Source organism: Lacticaseibacillus brantae DSM 23927 (assembly GCF_001436115.1).
In the GTDB taxonomy this organism is placed as follows: Bacteria; Bacillota; Bacilli; order Lactobacillales; family Lactobacillaceae; genus Lacticaseibacillus; species Lacticaseibacillus brantae.
In genome coordinates this window covers 64,272-83,149 of sequence record NZ_AYZQ01000005.1, presented here as the reverse complement: position 1 = coordinate 83,149, position 18,878 = coordinate 64,272, and the positions used below count along the sequence as shown (strand labels likewise).

The following is an 18,878-nucleotide window of genomic DNA, read 5'->3' as shown; positions in this document are numbered from 1 at the left end:
TTGGGAAGCTGTTTTCGCGTCTACAGCGCAATTTGCTGATCGAATCGATCTAACAAAGCTTGATTTGTTGAGTGGGTAATTAAAATGACGGTGATATCAGGTAGAGCCAGTAAGTAGTTCACAATCGCAGTTTCGTTGGCTGAATCCAGTGCTGAGGTGCCTTCATCAATCACGAGTACCTTCTTGTCCCGAATCAGCGCGCGTGCCAATGCCAGTCGTTGGCGCTCCCCACCGGACAGTTCAGACCCGTCTGGATTGACCTGAGTCTCTTCTTGCTCAGGTAACTCTGAAACCTTGGTTGCTAAATTGACACTGCCAAGCGTGGTGGCCAGTGCCGGCGCCAATTGATTGTCAAAGAGTAAGACGTTTTCTTTCAAGCTTGTCGGGAACAATGTCGGGGTCTGGTTCATCACACCGATGAGGGCATTCAGATCCTGGGGATCCAATTGACTGACTTCTGTGTCCTGTAAGACGAGGGAGCCTGAATAGTTGGGGTAGGTCCCGGTGATGATATTGGTGAGCGTTGTTTTCCCGCGGCCACTTTCACCGAGGATGGCGACTTTTTGGCCAGGATGAATCGTGAAGTCGGGGAAACTGACGGTTTGGTGGGTGGCAAATTCATAGCTCAAGCCTTGGGCACTGATGGCGACAGGTGCTTGCAAGTCGAGATGGGCGGTGCCCGCGGCTTCTGGCTGGGCGGTAGCCGTCAAAATGGGATCAAGCTTGGCCGCGATGGCCTTGCCCTGGGCGATTGACCCGAGATTGAGGGCAAATTGGGCACTGGCACCAAAAATTTGGCCGGCCAGATTGCCGGTGCTGACAACCACGCCGAAAGACACTGTCCCAATAATGGCCAAGAAGCCACACAAGGCCAATAGCACTACCTGCGAAAATAAATCGAGTAATTCGAGGGCGGCAGAAAGCGACTTGCCAATTTGTTGTTCTCGGACGTTGGCCTGTTCAACATCGTGAGCCGGTTTTTGCAAAATCGGCCACAGCCGATGCAGCGCTCCGTTCCAGTAGAGTTCGGTCAGTCCGGCCGTCCAATCTTTGACTTGGGCAGTTAGGTTCTCATTGGCCTTGGAGATGACGGCGGTAATCCCTTCTAAGCGGGCTTGGGCCAATTGCGGCGCCACCAACAGTAAGGCGGCCAGCACCAAGGCTGTCAAAATGAGCGACCAATGGTAGGCGAGAAGCGCAATCCCCGCCATAATCACGCTCGCTGCCGACTGGAATGCCCTAAAGCGACCATAGAAGTATTTGTTCGTTAAGATGACAATATCATTGGTCAACAGGTTTAAACCGGCGTTCTGGTCGTAGGTCAGAATCTTGGCGTACGACGAGGTGGTATCTTGCAAGACCGCTTGGCGAACATCATGATTGATGGCCTGGACCGTCCGTTCAAAGCCAACGCCGCTGATGTAATCGCAGATTTTGGCGATGACAAAACACCCAAATGAAGCCAGCATCCATAAGAAGAATTGCGCCATGTTGCGCGCAAGGATGGCATTAATCGCGATAGTTAAGACGACCGCGCTCCCAGTTGCGGCCACAATATTAATCAAAGCAATGAAGCCCAAACCGGCAAAACGCAATCGATAAGGTCTAATCACTGTTTTCATACGAATCTCCTCCAAGAGTTAGGGTGATGTTTTAAATGAGAATGCACTTATTGTTTTCTCATGTCAATCTTAAAAACTGAATTTTGGCCAAAAAAACAGCCCTTCCCAAACCGGAATGGCTGTTTGTCTGGTACTTATTTTTTGACGTCGTAAGTGAGTTGCACGAATTGGTCAAATTGCTGGCTTTCAATCAGATTCAACGGCACGTCGGTCAGTTGCGACGCGACAAGAGAAATCCCTTCTCCCAATAAAACCGGGGCAATCGTAATCATCAAGCGATCAATCAAGTCCTCTTTAAGCAGATCGGTGAAAATATCGGCCCCACCAACCAGCCAAATATCTTTACCAGGTTGGTTTTTGAGTTTGCGAACAAATTCTGGAATGTTGCCGGCCACGACCGTGCTGGGGTCGTCAGTATTGTGCAAAGTGGTGGAGAAAACGTAACTTTCCTTATCTTGGTACGGATAACTGCCCGCTAATTGCAAGGCCCGTTGGTACGTTTTGCGGCCCATAAGCACCGTGTCGATGCTCCGGTAGAATTGTTGATAAGCCAAATCAGCGGCGCTGGAATTATTCTGGAGCCAATCGACCCCACCATCGGTTTCGGCGATAAAACCGTCTAAACTTTCAGCCAAGTACAGGATTACCTTGCGTTCACTCATATGACCAACTCCCTTGTTTGAATACGTTAATCATATCACAAAAGCGCTTACATTGTCCCGTTAAACCCGCGAGAGAATTGACAAGGTCGCTTGCGCCAGAACGTGGCCGGCCATTGCAGCTCGGGCTTCATTTAACCAGAATCCCGGTTTGACATCGAGCATCGTATCCAACGCTGAGACGGTCAGCGTGTAATTGTGGTCTTGATTCGGTGGTTGTGGGCCAACGTAGTGTTGCGTAATCGCCGGGTCAGGAAAGCCAATCAACGACCCGCCATTTGAATTCGTGCCCTGGATCATTGGGAAGCCACTTTGACTGGCATTTTCAGGGATGAGGCGGGTATCGCCAGGGATATTAACGGCAACCCAGTGAATCCAAGCAAAGCCAGCGACGGGAATGGAATCCCAATCGATGACGGACAGGGCGAAGCTTGCCGTCCCATCCGGAACCTGATCAATTGAGATGGGGAAGCTGCGAATGGGGAAGTCTTGAGATAGATATTTTGTTGGGGCGTATTTACCGAATTCATCTGGTAAATAGCCGGCATTGAGCGGTACAGTAACTCGCATTTGAAATCCCTCCTTATTAAGGTTACTTTAAAGATAACACGATTTTACAAAGTGAGGTGACTGGCAATGACTTACTACGATCAGCACGTCCACACCTACTTCTCATTTGACTCGTCAGCAGAATGGGCGGCGTATTTGGCACAGACCACGTTACCAGTGGTGACAACTGAACACCTTGAGTTTCAGAATCCAGATGATGGTGGGCATGATGATGCCCCGGATTATTCCGCCTACGTCGCCGAAGCCAAAAAGTTGCGGACGGTCTTTCCTAATCGCATTCTTTTGGGTGTGGAAGTTGGTTATCGAGCACCACTGGCAGACCAAATCGCCACTTACCTAGCTGCCAATGATTACGATCTGACCCTTCTAAGCTTCCATCAAGATGGGGATTATGATTATCAAAATCCATACTTTCGAACAGTCGACCAAAAGGCCCATGTGCAAGCCTATTATGAAACGATGTTAGCGGGTGTCCGTGAGGTGGGTTACGCTGATGTCTTAGCACACTTTGATTATGGTCTGCGGGTCCTGGACGTGACTCCAGAACAATTGACCGCCTGGGCCAAACCATTATTAACCGAGATTTTTAAGACGATGATCGCCAAGCACATAGCATTCGAACTGAACACGAAATCGATGTACCGCTGGGAGAATGAGGCCCTGTATGCAACTGTGATTCCTTGGTATCAAGCACTCGGGGGCACATTATTTACTTTGGGGAGTGACGCCCACACGGTCGATAAGTATGCCAACGGGTTTGATGAAGCAAAGCATTTGCTGCATCAGCTCGGTGTGCACCAATTAGTGACTTATCAACAGCACCAACCATCGCCAGTAACATTCTAACGGAGGAAAATTATGAGTTATTCACCTGCATTACAAGCCATGATTGACGATATTCAAGCCCATTATTCGGCGCCAGTCAAAATTGTTGTGGAAGGGCCAGCCAGTGGTCAGCTTTCACATGAACAAAGCCAACAAGAGCTTTTGCCCGATGGCACACTCCAGATTCGGGTGACCGATACGACAAACGTTGAGTACACTTTGAGTCATGAGCTGCTGCATTTGTTGTTACAAATGAAGGGTTATCCCCAATTGCAGTATCACTTGTTGACGGGAACACCGAATCTAGATGATCAACTCTATGCCACATCAACATCATTGTATAATGTCGCCGCTCACGCCTTGATTGCCGCCTGGCAACGAGAAAATGGCATCATTGACGCCACTGTGGAAGAACAGGTGCAGGCTGCCTTCACGGCCACAGTGCCAGTAGAAACCCCAGAGACCAGCGACTTAATCATTTTCCGCATTCTGACGCTGGTTGATTTCTTAACGTTCTTTAATGGGGGCACAGACGCACACCGCACACAGTGGGGACATGATTTCCCGCGGGCTTTCCAGTACGCCCAAGGACTTTATACCGAATTACTCGACAAGCCAATTGACACCCCATTCACCTTCCGCCGCGCAGTCGTTCAACTGTTTAATCGCTTTGATGATCTCTTGAATCAGCTTGGCTATCAACCAACGACGAACCCAGAATTCGCGACTATCCCACCGGTGTTGTCGAACCGGCAATTGCGGCTCACGCTGAATCAAGTCTTTGAATTGAAGCACAGCGATTATCGGGACCGCAGCACGAAGGACCGCGCTTACGTGGCATTGGGCATCAGCGATCAGCAAAACGCTTTTGTCTTGCCCCTACAAGGCAAGGCCGCCACACCAGAGGCCTTTCAAGTACTTTATCAACAGCCACTGCATGAAATTTTTGACCAATACCACATCGACTATACTGTCCGGGAGTAACTCCCACTAAGCAGTGACAACAGCTGATCTGCCAGGCCACTAAAAAAGGGTCATGACCATTGTCATAACCCTAATCATTGAACTTCTTAGTGGCCGCCAAAGCGATGTCCAAAGATGAATGGCACGTTATAGATGGCGAACTCAATCCCGTGGTAGAGAACGAGCAGGCCAATGGCGAGCACAATCGCAATAAACACGTAACTGAGAAAATGGGCAAATCTGTGATTAGCCATACGCTTGCCTCCTTTTTAATCGTTCCTGATTCGTTTACTAATTTAAGTGTACACCCTTGACGCATGGAGAGGACGATAAATATGTTTGATCTGACAAAAGCAATTCAACAAGCCACACAGGTTGTTTTTCTGACTGGGGCGGGGGTTTCTACGTTATCTGGCATTCCAGATTATCGCTCAAAAGACGGGCTTTACGCGAATAAAATTCGGCCGGAATATGCCCTGTCCCATGATTATTTAGTTGAAGATCATCAAGGCTTCCACCAGTGGGTTTTGGCCAATATGTATCATCCAGAAGCTAAGCCAAATATCGTTCATGAGGTCATGGCCCGTATCTCGAACCACAAAGGGACAATCATCACCCAGAATGTGGATGGGCTTGATCGCCAGGCTGGTGCCAACAATGTCTTGGAGTTCCACGGTAATTTGTATCGGATTTATTGCCAAGCGTGTCATCATCAGTTTGACTATGCGAAGTATCGGCAATCCGACGTGCACGCTGAAGATGGTGGCATTTTACGCCCAGACATCGTGTTGTATGGTGAACAAATTAATCCGGACACCCTTAATCGGTCCGTGGCTGCGGTAGCTAACGCCGACTTAATTGTAGTTGTGGGCACCAGTTTCCAAGTCTATCCATTTGCGGGCCTGATTGAATATGCCAATCCTGCCGCGACTTTAGTGGCAGTCAACCGCGAGCAAATTCCGTTGCCACCCAAGGCCCAGCTTGTCCTTGGGGAGGCCGGTGAAATCTTTACGCAATTAGGAGAACAATTGTGACTAAAAATCGTCTTGAAGCATTTACTGATGGCGTGGTCGCCATCATTATTACCATCATGGTCTTAGATTTACGGCCACCAGAATCTGGCAACCCCGCGGCGCTATGGGACTTGCGTTACACTTTTATGGCGTACTTGGTTTCTTTTTTGACTTTGGCTGTGTACTGGAACAACCATCACCATTTATTCCAAATCGTCCAGCGAATTAATGGGGCGGTGCTCTGGTCCAACCTGCTGTTTCTATTGGCCATTTCGATGTTTCCGTTCGCGACCTCATGGGTGGGGGCGCATCATATCGACAGTTATGCGCCTGAAATGTTATATGGCTTGGTCGTGCTCTTCACTAATATTATGTTCTATGTGTTAATCCAATGCCTGATTAAGGCGTCAGGGACCAACTCAGAGATCCGCAAGTTGTTGGGCCAAAACTATAACAAACCACTCATTTCCATCGCGGTGAACATCGTGGCCATTGGCTTAGCCTTCATCTGGCCACCACTGACCATCATCGTTGATACCTTCCTCTTGTTACTGTGGGTGGTCCCCGAGCGTCGCATTGAAATTCACATCCAAAAGAAAATCTAAAATCGATGGCTACAAAAATGAAGCTGTGACATAACCCTTCGGGGAGTGTCACAGCCTCTTATTTTTACGTACATTATTGATTAATCGTGTTCCAAAAGGTTGAGAATCCCGGTCAATCCTCATTCTCATAGCCCCTTTTGTCACAACTTTATTTCTTTAGGCGATGGATTGTTCTTGTGTCATCGCATCTTGTGATTCTTGGGTGACAATGGCATCGGTGGTGTCTTTGTCGAAGAAGTGAGCCTTGTTAATATCAAAGCCCATTTCTAATTTATCCCCAGGGTTGTGGAAATCACGTGCATCAACGGTAGCGACGAATTCAGTGCCGTCAACCCGACTGTAAAGCTGAGACGTTGCGCCAAGCAATTCAGAAACAACCACTTCAGCAGTGATTTTGGCCCCTGGCCAGGTGTCCAGGAAGGCTTGTTCAGTGTGGATGTCTTCAGGCCGAATCCCAAAGACGACTTCCTTACCATTGTAGCCACGATCATTCAGAATCTTCGCCCGGCCTTCTGGCAGGCTCAAGGTTAAGCCTTGACCGTCAGTAATCACGCCATCTTTGTAGGTGACATTGAAGAAGTTCATTGATGGGCTGCCGATAAACCCGGCCACGAATTCATTGCGAGGGTTGTCATATACTTCGGCTGGGGTCCCGATTTGTTGAATCTTACCAACAGACATTACCACCACGCGATCAGCCATGGTCATCGCTTCAGTTTGGTCATGGGTAACGTAAATCGTTGTGGTGTTCAAACGTTGATGTAACTTGGCAATTTCGGCCCGCATGGACACCCGGAGTTTGGCATCCAAGTTAGACAGAGGTTCATCCATCAAGAAGATGGGTGCGTCACGGACAATCGCCCGGCCTAACGCAACACGTTGCCGTTGACCACCAGATAATGCGGCAGGCTTACGATCAAGGAAATCGGTCAGCCCCAAGATATCAGCCGCATAGTCAACCCGTTTCTTAATATCATCTTTGCCATACTTACGTAATTTCAAACCAAAGGCCATGTTATCAAACACGGTCATATGTGGATACAACGCGTAGTTCTGGAACACCATGGCGATGTCCCGATCTTTAGGGGCCACATCGTTCATGACTTGGCCGCCCATCTTGAGTTCACCCTTAGTGATGTCCTCAAGCCCGGCAATCATCCGCAAGGTTGTGGTCTTCCCGCAACCAGAAGGGCCAACGAAGACGATGAATTCCTTATCCTTAATGTGTAAATTAAAGTCCATCACTGAATAGTTCTCAGCGTTAGGATACTTCTTGTAGATGTGATCCAAATCGATTTCAACCATGATGTCACCATTCCTTCTTGTCTTAATAACTTCATTATAGATGTAAGCGGTTTACAAGAAAACTTGAAGTTGCCCAAAAACTGCCCTGATTTTTTCGGCACATTGACGAAAACGTTATCATTCGGAACGATTATGCTACACTAAATTCAAAATGAGGTGAGTGAATTGGCACAAGCATACACATTGATTTTGGTTGAAACGCCGGCAGGTATACTGCTCATTAACCGAAAGAAACCGCCCTATCGGGGACTATGGAATGCCTTAGGGGGCAAAATTGAACCAGATGAAACCCCGAAAGCAGGGGCGCAACGAGAATTGGTAGAAGAATCGGGGCTGACCCTGACTGCAGCCAAGCTGCAAGCCAATGGGGTGGTGCATTGGTATGTTGATGGCCAATTTCGCGCCGATTTGTATCTTTTCAGTGGCACGACCACCCAGACTGGGGCCTGGCCGCTGATGACACGTGAGGGGCTGTTAGCAGCAGTCGACCGTGAGTGGCTGACAGCACCTGATAATCTCGGCATAGTGGCAGATTTAAAAGCGCTGTTACCGCGTTGGTTAGCCGGTGAACAGCATGCGTATCGGTCTGACTTTACAGGAACCAAATTTGAGTCCTTGGTCATTGCCGATGATTGAGGTGGGCTTAACGAGTGTCGCCGACCATCCAGAATTGTCGGCGACAGGTAAAAAGGTCAGTACTTTCAGCGACTATGCGTCCCATTTTCCTGTTGTGGAAATCGATACGATGTTCTATGGCGTCAAATCCGAAAGCGTGGTTGCGCAATGGCAACAGCAGGTCCCTGCGCAGTTCCAATTCATCGTCAAAGCACCAGGAGCCTTGACCCAACATCGACAAAAGACTAACCAGGCGTTGAACCAGCCAACGATGTTTGCTGAATTCGTCCAAAGTCTCACCCCACTGATTGCGACGAATCAACTAACGGCAGTCCTGTTCCAATTCCCACCGTATTTCGGGGTTAGTGGTGCGCATGTTCACTATCTGCGAAGCCTACGTCAACAATACCCACACTTACCACTGGCGGTTGAATTCCGGCACAGTAGTTGGTATGCCCCACAGTATCGGGCATCCACCTTAGACTTATTGCGGCAATTAGAGTTAATTCACGTTGTCGTGGATGAACCCCAGACACCTGGTGGCTCAGTCCCAATGGTGCCAGTCGCGACGAATTCGGAATTAACAATGATGCGGCTACATGGGCGCAACACGCTGGGGTGGGCGACTCAACAACGGCCTGAGCGGACCGATTATCAATACAGCGAGCCAGAACTGGCCCAGTTGGGCACCGTGGCCCGACAACTCGACTCCAAACGGGTCGTGGTCATTTTTAATAACAATGGTGGTGGCGCTGCTGCAGGTGACGCGAAAGCATTTATTGATTTACTTGGGCTAGACTTTCCAGGCCTTGGCCCAGCCCAATTGGATTTGTTCTAAAGCGGGCCATTATCTGACCGGCAGGGACATTTTTGGCGAGTGGCCGCATGGTAGGGTGCAATTATGCTATACTAGTGGCAATCTGAACTTCACAGCGGAGGACGCAATTATGGCAGAAAAATCAACCTTCTACGTAACCACACCAATTTATTATCCATCAGGTAAATTACATATCGGTAACGCCTATACAACCATTGCAGCGGATGTGCTCGCTCGTTATAAGCGGTTGATGGGTTACGATGTCTTTTTCCTGACGGGAACTGACGAACACGGCTTGAAGATTGAACAAAAAGCCGAAGAACTCAATATCACGCCACAAGCCTATGTTGATGGCATGGCGACGCAAATCAAGCAGTTGTGGAAAATGCTTGAGATTACCAATGATAAGTTTATTCGGACGACAGATGCCGAACACGTTGCCGCTGTGCAAAAAGTCGTTGAACGACTCATTGCGCAAGGTGATGTTTATCTCGGTGAATACACCGGTTGGTATTCCGTTGACGATGAAGAATACTTCACCGAAACTCAATTAGCTGAAGTGTATCGCGATGAAGCAGGTAATGTCATTGGTGGGAAAGCGCCATCCGGCCACGAAGTCGAATTGGTTAAGGAAGAAAGCTACTTCTTCAAGATGAGCAAGTATGCTGATCGGCTTTTGGCTTATTACGATACGCATCCTGACTTTATTCAACCAGAATCACGCAAGAATGAAATGATTAACAATTTCATCAAGCCTGGTTTAGAAGACTTGGCCATGAGCCGGACCACCTTCAATTGGGGTGTGCCAATTCCAAGTAACGATAAGCACGTGGTCTATGTCTGGGTTGATGCCTTGCTGAACTATATCACGGCCTTGGGTTATACCAGCTCTGATCATCATTTGTTTGACAAGTTCTGGCCTGCTGACGTCCAGTTAGTTGGTAAAGAAATCGTCCGCTTCCATACGATTTACTGGCCAATTATGTTGATGGCACTCGATTTACCTCTTCCAGAGAAGATTTATGGTCATGGCTGGCTCGTGATGAAAGACGGTAAGATGAGTAAGTCTAAAGGCAATGCTATCTATCCCGAAATGATCGTTGAACGGTATGGGTTGGATGCCCTGCGGTACTATCTTATGCGCGCCATTCCATTCGGGAATGACGGGATTTTCACGCCTGAAGATTTCGTCAGCCGGATTAATTATGACTTGGCTAACGACTTGGGTAATCTGCTTAATCGCACAATTGCCATGATTAATAAGTATGAAGGTGGCAAGGTGCCATCGTTGAGCGTCGGCAATACGGCATTTGATGCTGATCTACAGAATGTTGCCGAAACCTCTGTCAGTGCTTATCACGATTTAATGAACAATTTACAGTTCTCAGACGCCTTAGATCAGGTTTGGCGTTTGGTTTCTCGGGCCAATAAATATATTGATGAAACTGAACCGTGGATTTTGGCAAAGGATCCCGCTAAAGCTGACGAATTAGCCAGCGTGATGGCTCACTTAGCTGAAAGCTTACGTTTGATTGCGCTCTTACTTCAGCCAATCATGACCCATGCCCCATTACAGATTTTTGCCCAATTAGGGTTAGATCAAGATAACGAAGCGCAAATGAAACTCGAATATGGTCACTTACCAAGTGATGCGGTCGTCGTTGAGAAGGGGACGCCAATCTTCCCTCGGTTAGACATGGAAGAAGAAATTGCGTATATCCGGGAACAGATGACGCCGAAGCTGCCTGACAAGATCACGGTAGACGAAGAGACCCGCAAACCAGAGATTGATTTTGGCACCTTTGATCAGAGCGAAATTCGGGTCGCTGAAATCTTGAACGTTGAAAAGGTGAAGAATGCCGACAAACTGTTGAAGTTTACCTTGGATGCCGGCGATCAAGGAACCCGCCAAATCCTGTCGGGGATTGCGGCTTATTACCCAGAATTTGAACAACTGATTGGGAAGAAAGTCATGGCTGTCGTCAACCTGAAGCCGCGGACATTACGCGGTGAACTCAGTGAAGGCATGTTGCTGAGCGCCGAAAGCCAAGCAGGCGACATTACGCTATTAGAAGTATCAACCGATTTGGAAAATGGCAGCTTGATTGGCTAAGCTGCTTAATTGAATGCAAATCAAACGGGGAACTGGGACAAAACAATGTGTTTTGTTTCGGTTCCTGTTTTGAGTCAGTCCCCAAATGAGGGAGGATATCATGGAAATTTTTGATTCACATACGCACTTGAACGACACGCCATACGCTGGACATGAAGCGGAATATGTTGCTGACGCAAAGCAACTTGGCGTCACTGAGATGGCAATTGTCGGTTCAGATACCGGCTTAAATGATGGGGCACTTACTTTAGCCCACGAGTTTGATAACTTGTATGCCATCGTCGGCTGGCATCCGGAATCAGCAAAGGATTATACACCAGCCACAGAAGCGATTTTGGAGCAACAATTACAAGATGACAAGGTGGTGGCTTTAGGCGAAATTGGCCTGGACTATCACTGGGATTCGTCACCGCGCGATGTGCAAAAGCGCGTGTTTGAACGCCAACTTGCCATCGCCCGCGAACAACACATTCCTGTGTCGATCCACAGTCGTGAAGCCTTCGAAGATTCATATAATTTGTTAAAAGCCGCGCACTTAGAAGACTTTGGTGGGATTATGCACAGCTTCACCGGGGATGCCGAATGGGCAAAAAAGTTTTTAGACCTGGGTATGTATATTTCCTACTCCGGGATTGTTAGCTTCAAGAATGCCCCTGAAGAACATGAGTCGGTGGTCGTCATTCCAGAAGACCGGCTGTTAGTTGAAACCGATGCCCCTTATCTGACGCCTGAACCTTATCGCGGCAAGCCAAATCAACCAGGGTACACCCGTTATGTGGTGGACGCTGTTGCTAAGTACCGTGAGAGTAACGCTGAACATATCGCCCAAATTACCCATGACAATGCGCATCGAATTTTTGGCCTGGGAGCAAATCATGACAATTAAGCAAATGCTCGTGGTCGAGGGGCGCGATGATACCAAACGGCTACAAGAGGCGTTTGGGGAGATCGATACCATTGAAACCAACGGCAGTGCCATTGACGTGGCCACCTTGGACAAGATCAAACTTGCACAGGCCACTCGCGGTGTCATCGTTTTGACTGACCCTGATTTTCCTGGGGAGAAAATTCGCAAAACGATCTCGCGGGCGGTGCCTGGTGTGACTCATGCGTTTCTACCTCGAGACGAAGCTGTGCCAGACCATCAAGGCTCACTGGGAGTTGAACATGCCAGCCCGGCAGCCCTCAAAGCCGCGCTCCAGCATCTATTCACTGAAGTGCCAAATGCTCAGCCACTCATCAGTCAGGAAGACTTATTAGCGGCGGGTTTAATCGGCGGCCCCCATGCCCGGCAACGCCGTGAACGCTTGGGTGAATTACTCCATATTGGCTATGCGAATGGGAAACAACTGTACAAGCGCCTGGCGCAGTTTCAAATTTCACGCGCCATGTTTGGTGAAGCAATATTACGAATGAATGCGGAGGAAGCCAATGGCTGAACAACCTAGAATTGCCACCCCATCAGAAACAAGTGCCATTTTAAAGCGCCATGGTTTTCGCTTTAAGAAGAGTCTGGGTCAGAACTTTCTGACTAATCCCCAAATCCTGACCCGAATTGTTGCGGCTGGCGATGTGGGTCCAGACGATGATGTAATTGAAATTGGACCGGGGATTGGCGCCTTGACCCAATACCTGGCCGAGGCAGCACATCAGGTATTGGCCCTTGAAATTGACCCCCGATTGATTCCTGTTTTGGCAGATACCTTAGCTGGGTACCCGAATACTACAGTGGTTGAGGCAGATGTCTTGAAAGCTGATTTGCCGACATTGATTGCGGATCATTTTGATGGTCACCATCAACTTAAAGTGGTGGCTAATTTGCCATATTACATTACGACGCCAATTTTGATGCATCTCATGCAGACTGGTGTGGCCTTTGAACGGCTCGTGGTTATGATGCAAAAGGAAGTGGCTGCTCGGTTAGTGGCCCAGCCAAACTCAAAAGATTACGGTAGCTTGAGTATTGCGATTCAACAAACCATGGACGTTGAAATTGCGTTTGAAGTGAATCGCAACGCCTTCGTCCCGGCGCCCAATGTTGATTCCGCCATTATCAAGTTGTCCCGGCGGCAGACGCCACGCGCTGAGGTGACGGATCAGGCTGCCTTTGATAGGCTGGTCCGAGGCAGTTTTGTGTCTCGGCGCAAGACCTTGTGGAACAATTTGGTCAACCTCTATGGCAAAGACCAAAAACCATTGATTCAAGCCGCCCTTGATGCCAGTGAAATTCCCGCCAGTTCCCGGGCGGAGCAGCTGAGTATCAGTGATTTTGCTACTTTGACGACTAACCTTTCTCATCAAGGCCTAAGTTAAGGCTGCCTAAATTAAAAAGTCCGTTAAAACCGCGTCATTATCAACTTTCTTTGCTTGCACAAATAAAAGCCTCGTGGTATAATTGCAAATTCTTGTGAAACATGCTATAATTGTTTTCACAAGGGGTGAAGTGCATGCCAATTACTTTAGCAAGCATCAAGCAACAACTCGACGGTAAAATCGGCGAGAATTTGACGGTTGTCGCACAAGCGGGCAGAAAGAAAGTTACCCGCCGCAAGGGAACTTTGAAAGAAACCTATCCAGCTATTTTCGTGGTTGATCTTGATCAAGACGAGAATGCCTTCGAACGAGTTTCTTACAGTTACGCAGATCTCCTCACCAAATCCATTGAAATTACATTTGATGACGAAGAAGTCGCTTCATAAAATCAACGTCTAGCCTAATCCGCTGGACGTTTTTTTGTGGCCAAAACAGGCCCAGCGACGGATGCTGTCTAAATTCTAGTGTTATAATATAACACCAGCAATCAAATCGTTGTTCTGTTTCAGTTTCGTCAGTCAGGAAGGTACAGTTATGCAAACATTATTTCTAGTCGGGCTCATGCTTTTGGGTGTGATCGCGGCCAATATCTTAAAACAGTTCATTCCCAAAATTCCGGATGCGTTTATTTTTGTCGCAGTCGGCTTGCTTCTTTCGTTCACCCCGGCTTTCAAGGACTTTGAGTTGGAGCCAGAGTTCTTCATGCTAGTCATCATTGCCCCATTGATGTTCGTTGATGGCCAGCGGCAATCATTCAACAAAATCAGGCAAAAGTTTTCAGCCATTTTTCAATTATCTGTCGGCTTGATCGTGGCGACTGTCCTGATTGTGGGCTTATTGACCAACTTTGTTGAGGTCGAATGGACCCTGCCGCTAGCGATTGCCTTAGTCGCGATTGTTACGCCGACTGATGCAGTGGCGGTGAAGTCGATAACGGGCGGTTCCACCGGCGCCATGCCAACAGGGGTGGGAGACGCACTGGAACTGGAGTCCTTATTTAATGATGCGACTGGCTTGGTTATGCTTGACTTGGCCTTGTCCGTGATGGAAAAGGGGAGTTTCTCCTTTGCCGCCGGGTTAGGCCACTTCTTATTCGTCGCCGTGGGTGGTGTCGTCGCTGGGATTGGGTTGGGATTAGCCGTGGTGGCTTTGCGTGTTTGGCTGAATTTACATGCGACAAATGCTGAAACGACCGTAATCCCGATTAGTTTATTGACGCCATTTCTGGTGTATTTAATCGCAGAATACTTCGGGGTTTCTGGGATTTTAGCTGTGGTCGCGACGGGCATCGTCCACAACTGGGAGTCGGTACGGTTACGCCTGAGCTCGACGTCGGTCCAGCTGACCTCGACGACGATTTGGAATACGATTTCTAATATCCTAAACAGTGTGGTTTTCTTAACGTTAGGCCTCACCTTGCCAACTGTCTGGCGTGACTTTCTCGATATGGGCGGCCTGGAATCCTTGCAACTTATCGGCTTAGCGGGTCTCATTTATGCCGCGATGTTAGCTGTGCGTTTTATTTGGGCTTTACGGGAAGAGAATCCGACTGTCAAAACCTTACTGGGTTCAAACGATACCATGGTCCATCGCCAACATGCGCTGATTTTTGCCTTCGGTGGGATTCATGGGACGATGACGTTAGCGATGGCCTTCTCACTGCCGCGGGTCATCGGCGGTAAGGCCTTCCCCCATCGAGAAGAGCTGATTATTGTGGCCACGATGGTGATTGTGATTAGCATGGTCGTCAGTGCGATTATTCTGCCACTGTTGATGCCTGAAAAAACGGATGGTTTTACCCAAGAAGACTTAGCCCATCTGCGCAACAAGATGGTCGATTATGCGACAGTTCAAGTGCGGGCCCGCATTGACGATCATGATGTACGTGAAGCTATCACCACCCAATTGCAGACACAAAAGGGTTGGGTGGATCGCAAGGTGATGGATAATAATTTCCAATTACTGATGGATGACACCAAAGACTACATTCGGGCTTACGTCCATGAAAATGAAATGACCGATCGCTATGGCACAGTGACAATCGATATTTACGACAAGATTCTTGATCGGTGGAAGGCGCAGCTGAAGAACCGGCACACGGTTCAACACGAATTGCATGAAATGAAGAAGCAGTATAAACACGCCAAATGGCATTTCACACACGGCGTCATTACGCCACGTCAGCGGCAACGTTCCCGAGAAGAATTTAAGGCCAGTAAATCCGCCGCGGAATGGGCCCAGTGGAAAGACACCCGGACGTCAATTACGATGCTGAATCGAGAAGTGATGGATCATGTTGATGGGTACTTAGATGAAGTCTTAAAGAATCGGTTGTCGACCTATCATAGCGAGAATTCTTTCGTTTATGCCGTCCGTCAAGATGTGAATGAATATCTGCAGCGGATCGACCACGAATATCGGCGGATCACCGTTAAAGTGGATAGTGAGTGGTATATTCAGGCCTTTCAGTTGGAATATAACTTTGTCCAACAGGCCAGTGCCACCGGCCGCGTGCCACATAGTCTGGTCAGCACACTCTATACCGAAATCAATCAAGCCCAGACCTTGCAGCTGCAACAACTGGAGCAACTTGAAGAGCTTGAGCCAGAACCAGCAGCATTGGCGATTGAGCAGAGCAATAACTAAAAAAACGTATGCCACCAGTTTTGAAAGGTGGCATACGTTTTTAGGTTGGCAGTGTTTTTTGGGCCATGAGCAAGAAAGACAGCGGGTACCCACGGCCATCATAGACGTCACTGAGACCGACGTCATAATCGTATTCATCAAAGCGCGTCAAAGCCAATCCGGCGTCTAACACATGATTAATGATGGCAGCAGTCGGGTGGGCGAAGCTGATAAACCGATTCTTGGCTTGGTAAGGCTCAGACAGATAGCTCATCCCATTGCCTTCGATGAACGGATCGGGGTTGAAATAAGGGTAGCTAAGGTGTTGTAAGTCTTGGGCGTTAAAGTCCGGTTCATCAGGCAGTGGCAGCATATTCATAAAAGGATGAAAGTCATGCAGTAAGAGCTGGCCGCCAGGTTTGAGGCAGGCTGCGACTTTAGCAAACAGCGGTTCTAAGTCTTTAAACCAAGTGATGGCCCCAATCGTGAAAATAATGAAGTCAAATTGTTGGTGATAGCTATCAGGAATGTCCAAGATGTTCACGGCAACGAATTCACAGTTCGTCATCTTTGCGGTTTGTGCCTGTTGCCGAGCTTGGTCGATGATGTTGGTTGCAATATCAAAGCCAATACCCTTGGCGGGGCCAAGTTGCATCAGCGAAAGCAGCTCGCGACCATTATTACAACAAAATTGGGCAATGACTTTACCTTTGAAATCGAGCGTTTGGATCTGGTTGACCACGGCGGCGTCCAGAAAAGGTAAACGTTCATGTGACAGGCGTTCAGCAACGTTTTCGCCCCAGTGTGGTTGTCGATGGGCAAAGGCTTCTTCCCAAGCAGCTTTGTTCTCAGTCATATAGTCCATGGCATTTCCTCACTCAGTCTTTAGGCTACTTTTGATTGTATCAAGGTGCCTCGGCCGTGAACAAGCAAAACCTATGTTAGAAGATGGTTGGCACTAAACCGCCATCGACGCGCAGAGCCTCACCGGAAAATGAAGACGCATCAGGGCTGGCGACAAACGCGGCAAAGCGGCCGACTTCTTCGGGGCGAATCAGGCGTTGAATTTGGGAATTAGGCCGATGGTTGCGCATGAAATCCGCTTCCCATTCACTTTCAGGCAGACCACTGCCGGCATACATTCGATTGAGCATGGTCTGGACACCTTCAGTTAAGGTGGAGCCAGGCATAATCGTATTCACGGTCACGTGGCTGGCAACCGTCAGCTTGGAAAGGCTTTTGGCCAGCGATAGGTTCATCGTTTTGGTCATACTATACTGGGGCATTTCACCTGAGGGCATAATGGCTTCTTCGCTGGCAATAAAAATAATGCGCCCGAAATCTTGCGCTAACATTCGTGGCAGATAGTGGCGAGCCAGCGCATTGCCGGCTAGGACGTTAACGTCAAAGAAGTGCCGCCAGGTCGCATCATCAATCGCGTCGTATGCCATGGGCTCAAAGATGCCGACATTGTTGATGAGAATATCAACCGTTGGAAATTGGGTGAAAATTTGTTCTCGGACCGCTTCGTCGTTAATATCACCCACGGCTGCTTGAATATCACCCACAGCAGTTTGTGGCTTGGTTTGCGACAACTGACCGGCAATTTCGGCCACAGTAGCATTGACGACGTCTTGCTTGCGACCATTAACAATCACATCTGCGCCTTCCCGGGCCAATTCCAGTGCGATTGCTTTGCCGATGCCCTTGGTTGAGCCAGTCACGAGGGCGCGTTTATGGTTGAGATGTAAGTCCATGTGTTTTCCTCCTTGAAGTTGCTGGTCATACTATAGGCCATATTAGCTGATGACGATAGTACGCACCTTTAAGTGCCCGTGATTGGTCTGAGACTTTTTGCAGACTTCTTAATGTATTATTCAAGGAAAAACAGTATACTTATTGTAATAATTCTAGAGAAAGCAGACTGGTGGTAGGTATGGAAATCATCCAGAAAGCCCCGGCCAAGATTAATCTCAGTTTGGATGCTCGATTTCGACATCCTGATGGTGAGCATGAGTGGGAAATGGTGATGACTTCGGTTGATTTGGCAGATTACGTGCATATTCAGCCAAGCAAGACGCTCCATGTCACCACCGATAGTGGGTTCTTACCCGAAGACCCGCGCAATCTGGCCTATCAAGCCGCGCTAGCCTTACAACGAGTGAGCGGTACACGTTTGGGCGCACGTATTCATATTGAGAAGCACATTCCGGTCGCAGCAGGCCTCGGTGGGGGATCCTCAGATGCCGCCGCTGTCTTGAGAGGCCTTAATCGTCTTTGGGGACTCAATTATTCTCGCGAGCAACTGGCTAAGATTGGCTTGCAAGTCGATTCAGACGTGCCTTACTGTGTGTATTCAGAGACCGCTTTGGTGACTGGGCGCGGTGAGCAAATTAAGCCGCTCGGCGAATTACCCAACTTTTGGGTGGTATTGGCCAAGCCCAAAGTCTCTGTTTCCACACCATCAATTCTGAATCGGCTCGACTACAGCGAAATCAAGTACCGTCCGGATACCCAGACAGTCCTTGATGGCATCCGAGAACGAGATTTCGGGATGATGGCCAGCGGTATGGCTAATAGCCTTGAATCAGTCACCGCAGCTCGGCACCCTGAAATTACCGCTATCAAAACGCGGCTTCTGAAGTACGGTGCCCAGGTCGCGCAGATGTCCGGCAGTGGCCCGACTGTTTTTGGCCTTTGTGAGAAGCAATCGCGGGCCACACGGGTGTACAACAGCATGAAAGGCTTTTGTCACGAAGTCTACTTACTCCGTGCCATTGGCCACACTTATCATATTGAGAAGAGCAGCCACTAAGGCTGCTCTTTTTTTGAT

The 18,878-nt window shown here is 48.6% G+C and carries 20 protein-coding genes; 13 read left to right on the top strand and 7 right to left on the bottom strand.

The features are described 5' to 3' along the window. Window positions 1–20 precede the first annotated feature (20 nt). The 3 genes from FC34_RS08800 to FC34_RS08790 form a co-directional block, all read right to left on the bottom strand. A complete protein-coding gene (locus tag FC34_RS08800) occupies window positions 21–1,622 on the bottom strand; it encodes an ATP-binding cassette domain-containing protein (RefSeq protein WP_057895062.1) in 1,602 nt (533 codons plus the stop codon). A 134-nt stretch (window positions 1,623–1,756) separates the two neighbouring features. After that, window positions 1,757–2,284 carry a dihydrofolate reductase family protein gene (locus FC34_RS08795; RefSeq protein WP_057895061.1) on the bottom strand — a complete coding sequence of 176 codons (528 nt, stop codon included), beginning with the start codon at window positions 2,282–2,284 and terminating at the stop codon, window positions 1,757–1,759. A gap of 60 nt (window positions 2,285–2,344) precedes the next feature. Further along, a complete protein-coding gene (locus tag FC34_RS08790; RefSeq protein ID WP_057895060.1) occupies window positions 2,345–2,851 on the bottom strand; it encodes a YbhB/YbcL family Raf kinase inhibitor-like protein in 507 nt (168 codons plus the stop codon). Between the two features lie 66 nt (window positions 2,852–2,917). Between FC34_RS08790 and FC34_RS08785 the strand changes: the two genes are divergently transcribed. Beyond that, window positions 2,918–3,697: a PHP domain-containing protein gene (locus FC34_RS08785; RefSeq protein ID WP_057895059.1), complete on the top strand. Its 780-nt coding sequence runs from the start codon at window positions 2,918–2,920 to the stop codon at window positions 3,695–3,697. Window positions 3,698–3,709: 12 nt separating this feature from the next. Next, the gene (locus tag FC34_RS08780; RefSeq protein WP_057895058.1) at window positions 3,710–4,660 is read left to right on the top strand and encodes a hypothetical protein; all 951 of its coding nucleotides are present in this window, start codon (window positions 3,710–3,712) and stop codon (window positions 4,658–4,660) included. An 86-nt stretch (window positions 4,661–4,746) separates the two neighbouring features. Here the strand turns inward: FC34_RS08780 and FC34_RS09715 are convergent, their stop codons facing one another. Next, the gene (locus tag FC34_RS09715; protein WP_157052281.1) at window positions 4,747–4,893 is read right to left on the bottom strand and encodes a hypothetical protein; all 147 of its coding nucleotides are present in this window, start codon (window positions 4,891–4,893) and stop codon (window positions 4,747–4,749) included. 81 nt (window positions 4,894–4,974) lie between these two features. Here FC34_RS09715 and FC34_RS08775 point away from each other — a divergent pair, with 81 nt between their 5' ends. Together FC34_RS08775 and FC34_RS08770 are read left to right on the top strand one after the other, a co-directional pair. Further along, complete coding sequence (locus FC34_RS08775) at window positions 4,975–5,673, top strand: NAD-dependent protein deacylase (RefSeq protein WP_057895057.1); 699 nt, start codon at window positions 4,975–4,977, stop codon at window positions 5,671–5,673. Beyond that, window positions 5,670–6,257 carry a TMEM175 family protein gene (locus tag FC34_RS08770; RefSeq protein ID WP_057895056.1) on the top strand — a complete coding sequence of 196 codons (588 nt, stop codon included), beginning with the start codon at window positions 5,670–5,672 and terminating at the stop codon, window positions 6,255–6,257. Before FC34_RS08775 ends, FC34_RS08770 begins: the two co-directional genes overlap by 4 nt. A gap of 156 nt (window positions 6,258–6,413) precedes the next feature. Here FC34_RS08770 and FC34_RS08765 read toward each other — a convergent pair whose 3' ends face one another. After that, window positions 6,414–7,562: an ABC transporter ATP-binding protein gene (locus FC34_RS08765; protein WP_057895055.1), complete on the bottom strand. Its 1,149-nt coding sequence runs from the start codon at window positions 7,560–7,562 to the stop codon at window positions 6,414–6,416. A gap of 165 nt (window positions 7,563–7,727) precedes the next feature. On the opposite strand from FC34_RS08765, the gene FC34_RS08760 reads away from it, so the two are divergent. The 8 genes from FC34_RS08760 to FC34_RS08725 all read left to right on the top strand — a co-directional run bounded on the left by FC34_RS08760 (window position 7,728) and on the right by FC34_RS08725 (window position 16,066). Continuing rightward, entirely contained in the window at window positions 7,728–8,198 is a 471-nt protein-coding gene (locus tag FC34_RS08760; RefSeq protein WP_057895054.1) for an NUDIX domain-containing protein, read from the top strand. After that, window positions 8,191–9,015, top strand: coding sequence for a DUF72 domain-containing protein (locus FC34_RS08755; protein WP_057895053.1), 825 nt, complete (start codon window positions 8,191–8,193; stop codon window positions 9,013–9,015). The genes FC34_RS08760 and FC34_RS08755 overlap by 8 nt, the downstream gene beginning before the upstream one ends. Window positions 9,016–9,097: 82 nt before the next feature. Further along, window positions 9,098–11,107, top strand: coding sequence for a methionine--tRNA ligase (gene metG / locus FC34_RS08750; protein WP_268872382.1), 2,010 nt, complete (start codon window positions 9,098–9,100; stop codon window positions 11,105–11,107). A 100-nt stretch (window positions 11,108–11,207) separates the two neighbouring features. Then, window positions 11,208–11,993: a TatD family hydrolase gene (locus FC34_RS08745; protein ID WP_057895051.1), complete on the top strand. Its 786-nt coding sequence runs from the start codon at window positions 11,208–11,210 to the stop codon at window positions 11,991–11,993. Then, on the top strand, window positions 11,980–12,546 hold the full coding sequence (gene rnmV / locus FC34_RS08740; protein WP_057895124.1) for a ribonuclease M5: 567 nt from the start codon (window positions 11,980–11,982) through the stop codon (window positions 12,544–12,546). The genes FC34_RS08745 and rnmV overlap by 14 nt, the downstream gene beginning before the upstream one ends. Further along, entirely contained in the window at window positions 12,539–13,420 is an 882-nt protein-coding gene (rsmA, locus tag FC34_RS08735; protein WP_057895050.1) for a 16S rRNA (adenine(1518)-N(6)/adenine(1519)-N(6))-dimethyltransferase RsmA, read from the top strand. The genes rnmV and rsmA overlap by 8 nt, the downstream gene beginning before the upstream one ends. Window positions 13,421–13,554: 134 nt before the next feature. Further along, entirely contained in the window at window positions 13,555–13,806 is a 252-nt protein-coding gene (locus FC34_RS08730; protein WP_057895049.1) for a Veg family protein, read from the top strand. 148 nt (window positions 13,807–13,954) lie between these two features. Next, window positions 13,955–16,066, top strand: coding sequence for a cation:proton antiporter (locus FC34_RS08725; protein ID WP_057895048.1), 2,112 nt, complete (start codon window positions 13,955–13,957; stop codon window positions 16,064–16,066). Window positions 16,067–16,106: 40 nt separating this feature from the next. Here the strand turns inward: FC34_RS08725 and FC34_RS08720 are convergent, their stop codons facing one another. Next, complete coding sequence (locus FC34_RS08720; protein ID WP_057895047.1) at window positions 16,107–16,910, bottom strand: class I SAM-dependent methyltransferase; 804 nt, start codon at window positions 16,908–16,910, stop codon at window positions 16,107–16,109. Between the two features lie 76 nt (window positions 16,911–16,986). Next, window positions 16,987–17,802 carry an SDR family NAD(P)-dependent oxidoreductase gene (locus FC34_RS08715; RefSeq protein WP_057895046.1) on the bottom strand — a complete coding sequence of 272 codons (816 nt, stop codon included), beginning with the start codon at window positions 17,800–17,802 and terminating at the stop codon, window positions 16,987–16,989. Between the two features lie 179 nt (window positions 17,803–17,981). Here FC34_RS08715 and ispE point away from each other — a divergent pair, with 179 nt between their 5' ends. Beyond that, window positions 17,982–18,860: a 4-(cytidine 5'-diphospho)-2-C-methyl-D-erythritol kinase gene (gene ispE / locus FC34_RS08710; RefSeq protein ID WP_057895045.1), complete on the top strand. Its 879-nt coding sequence runs from the start codon at window positions 17,982–17,984 to the stop codon at window positions 18,858–18,860. Window positions 18,861–18,878: the final 18 nt, after the last annotated feature.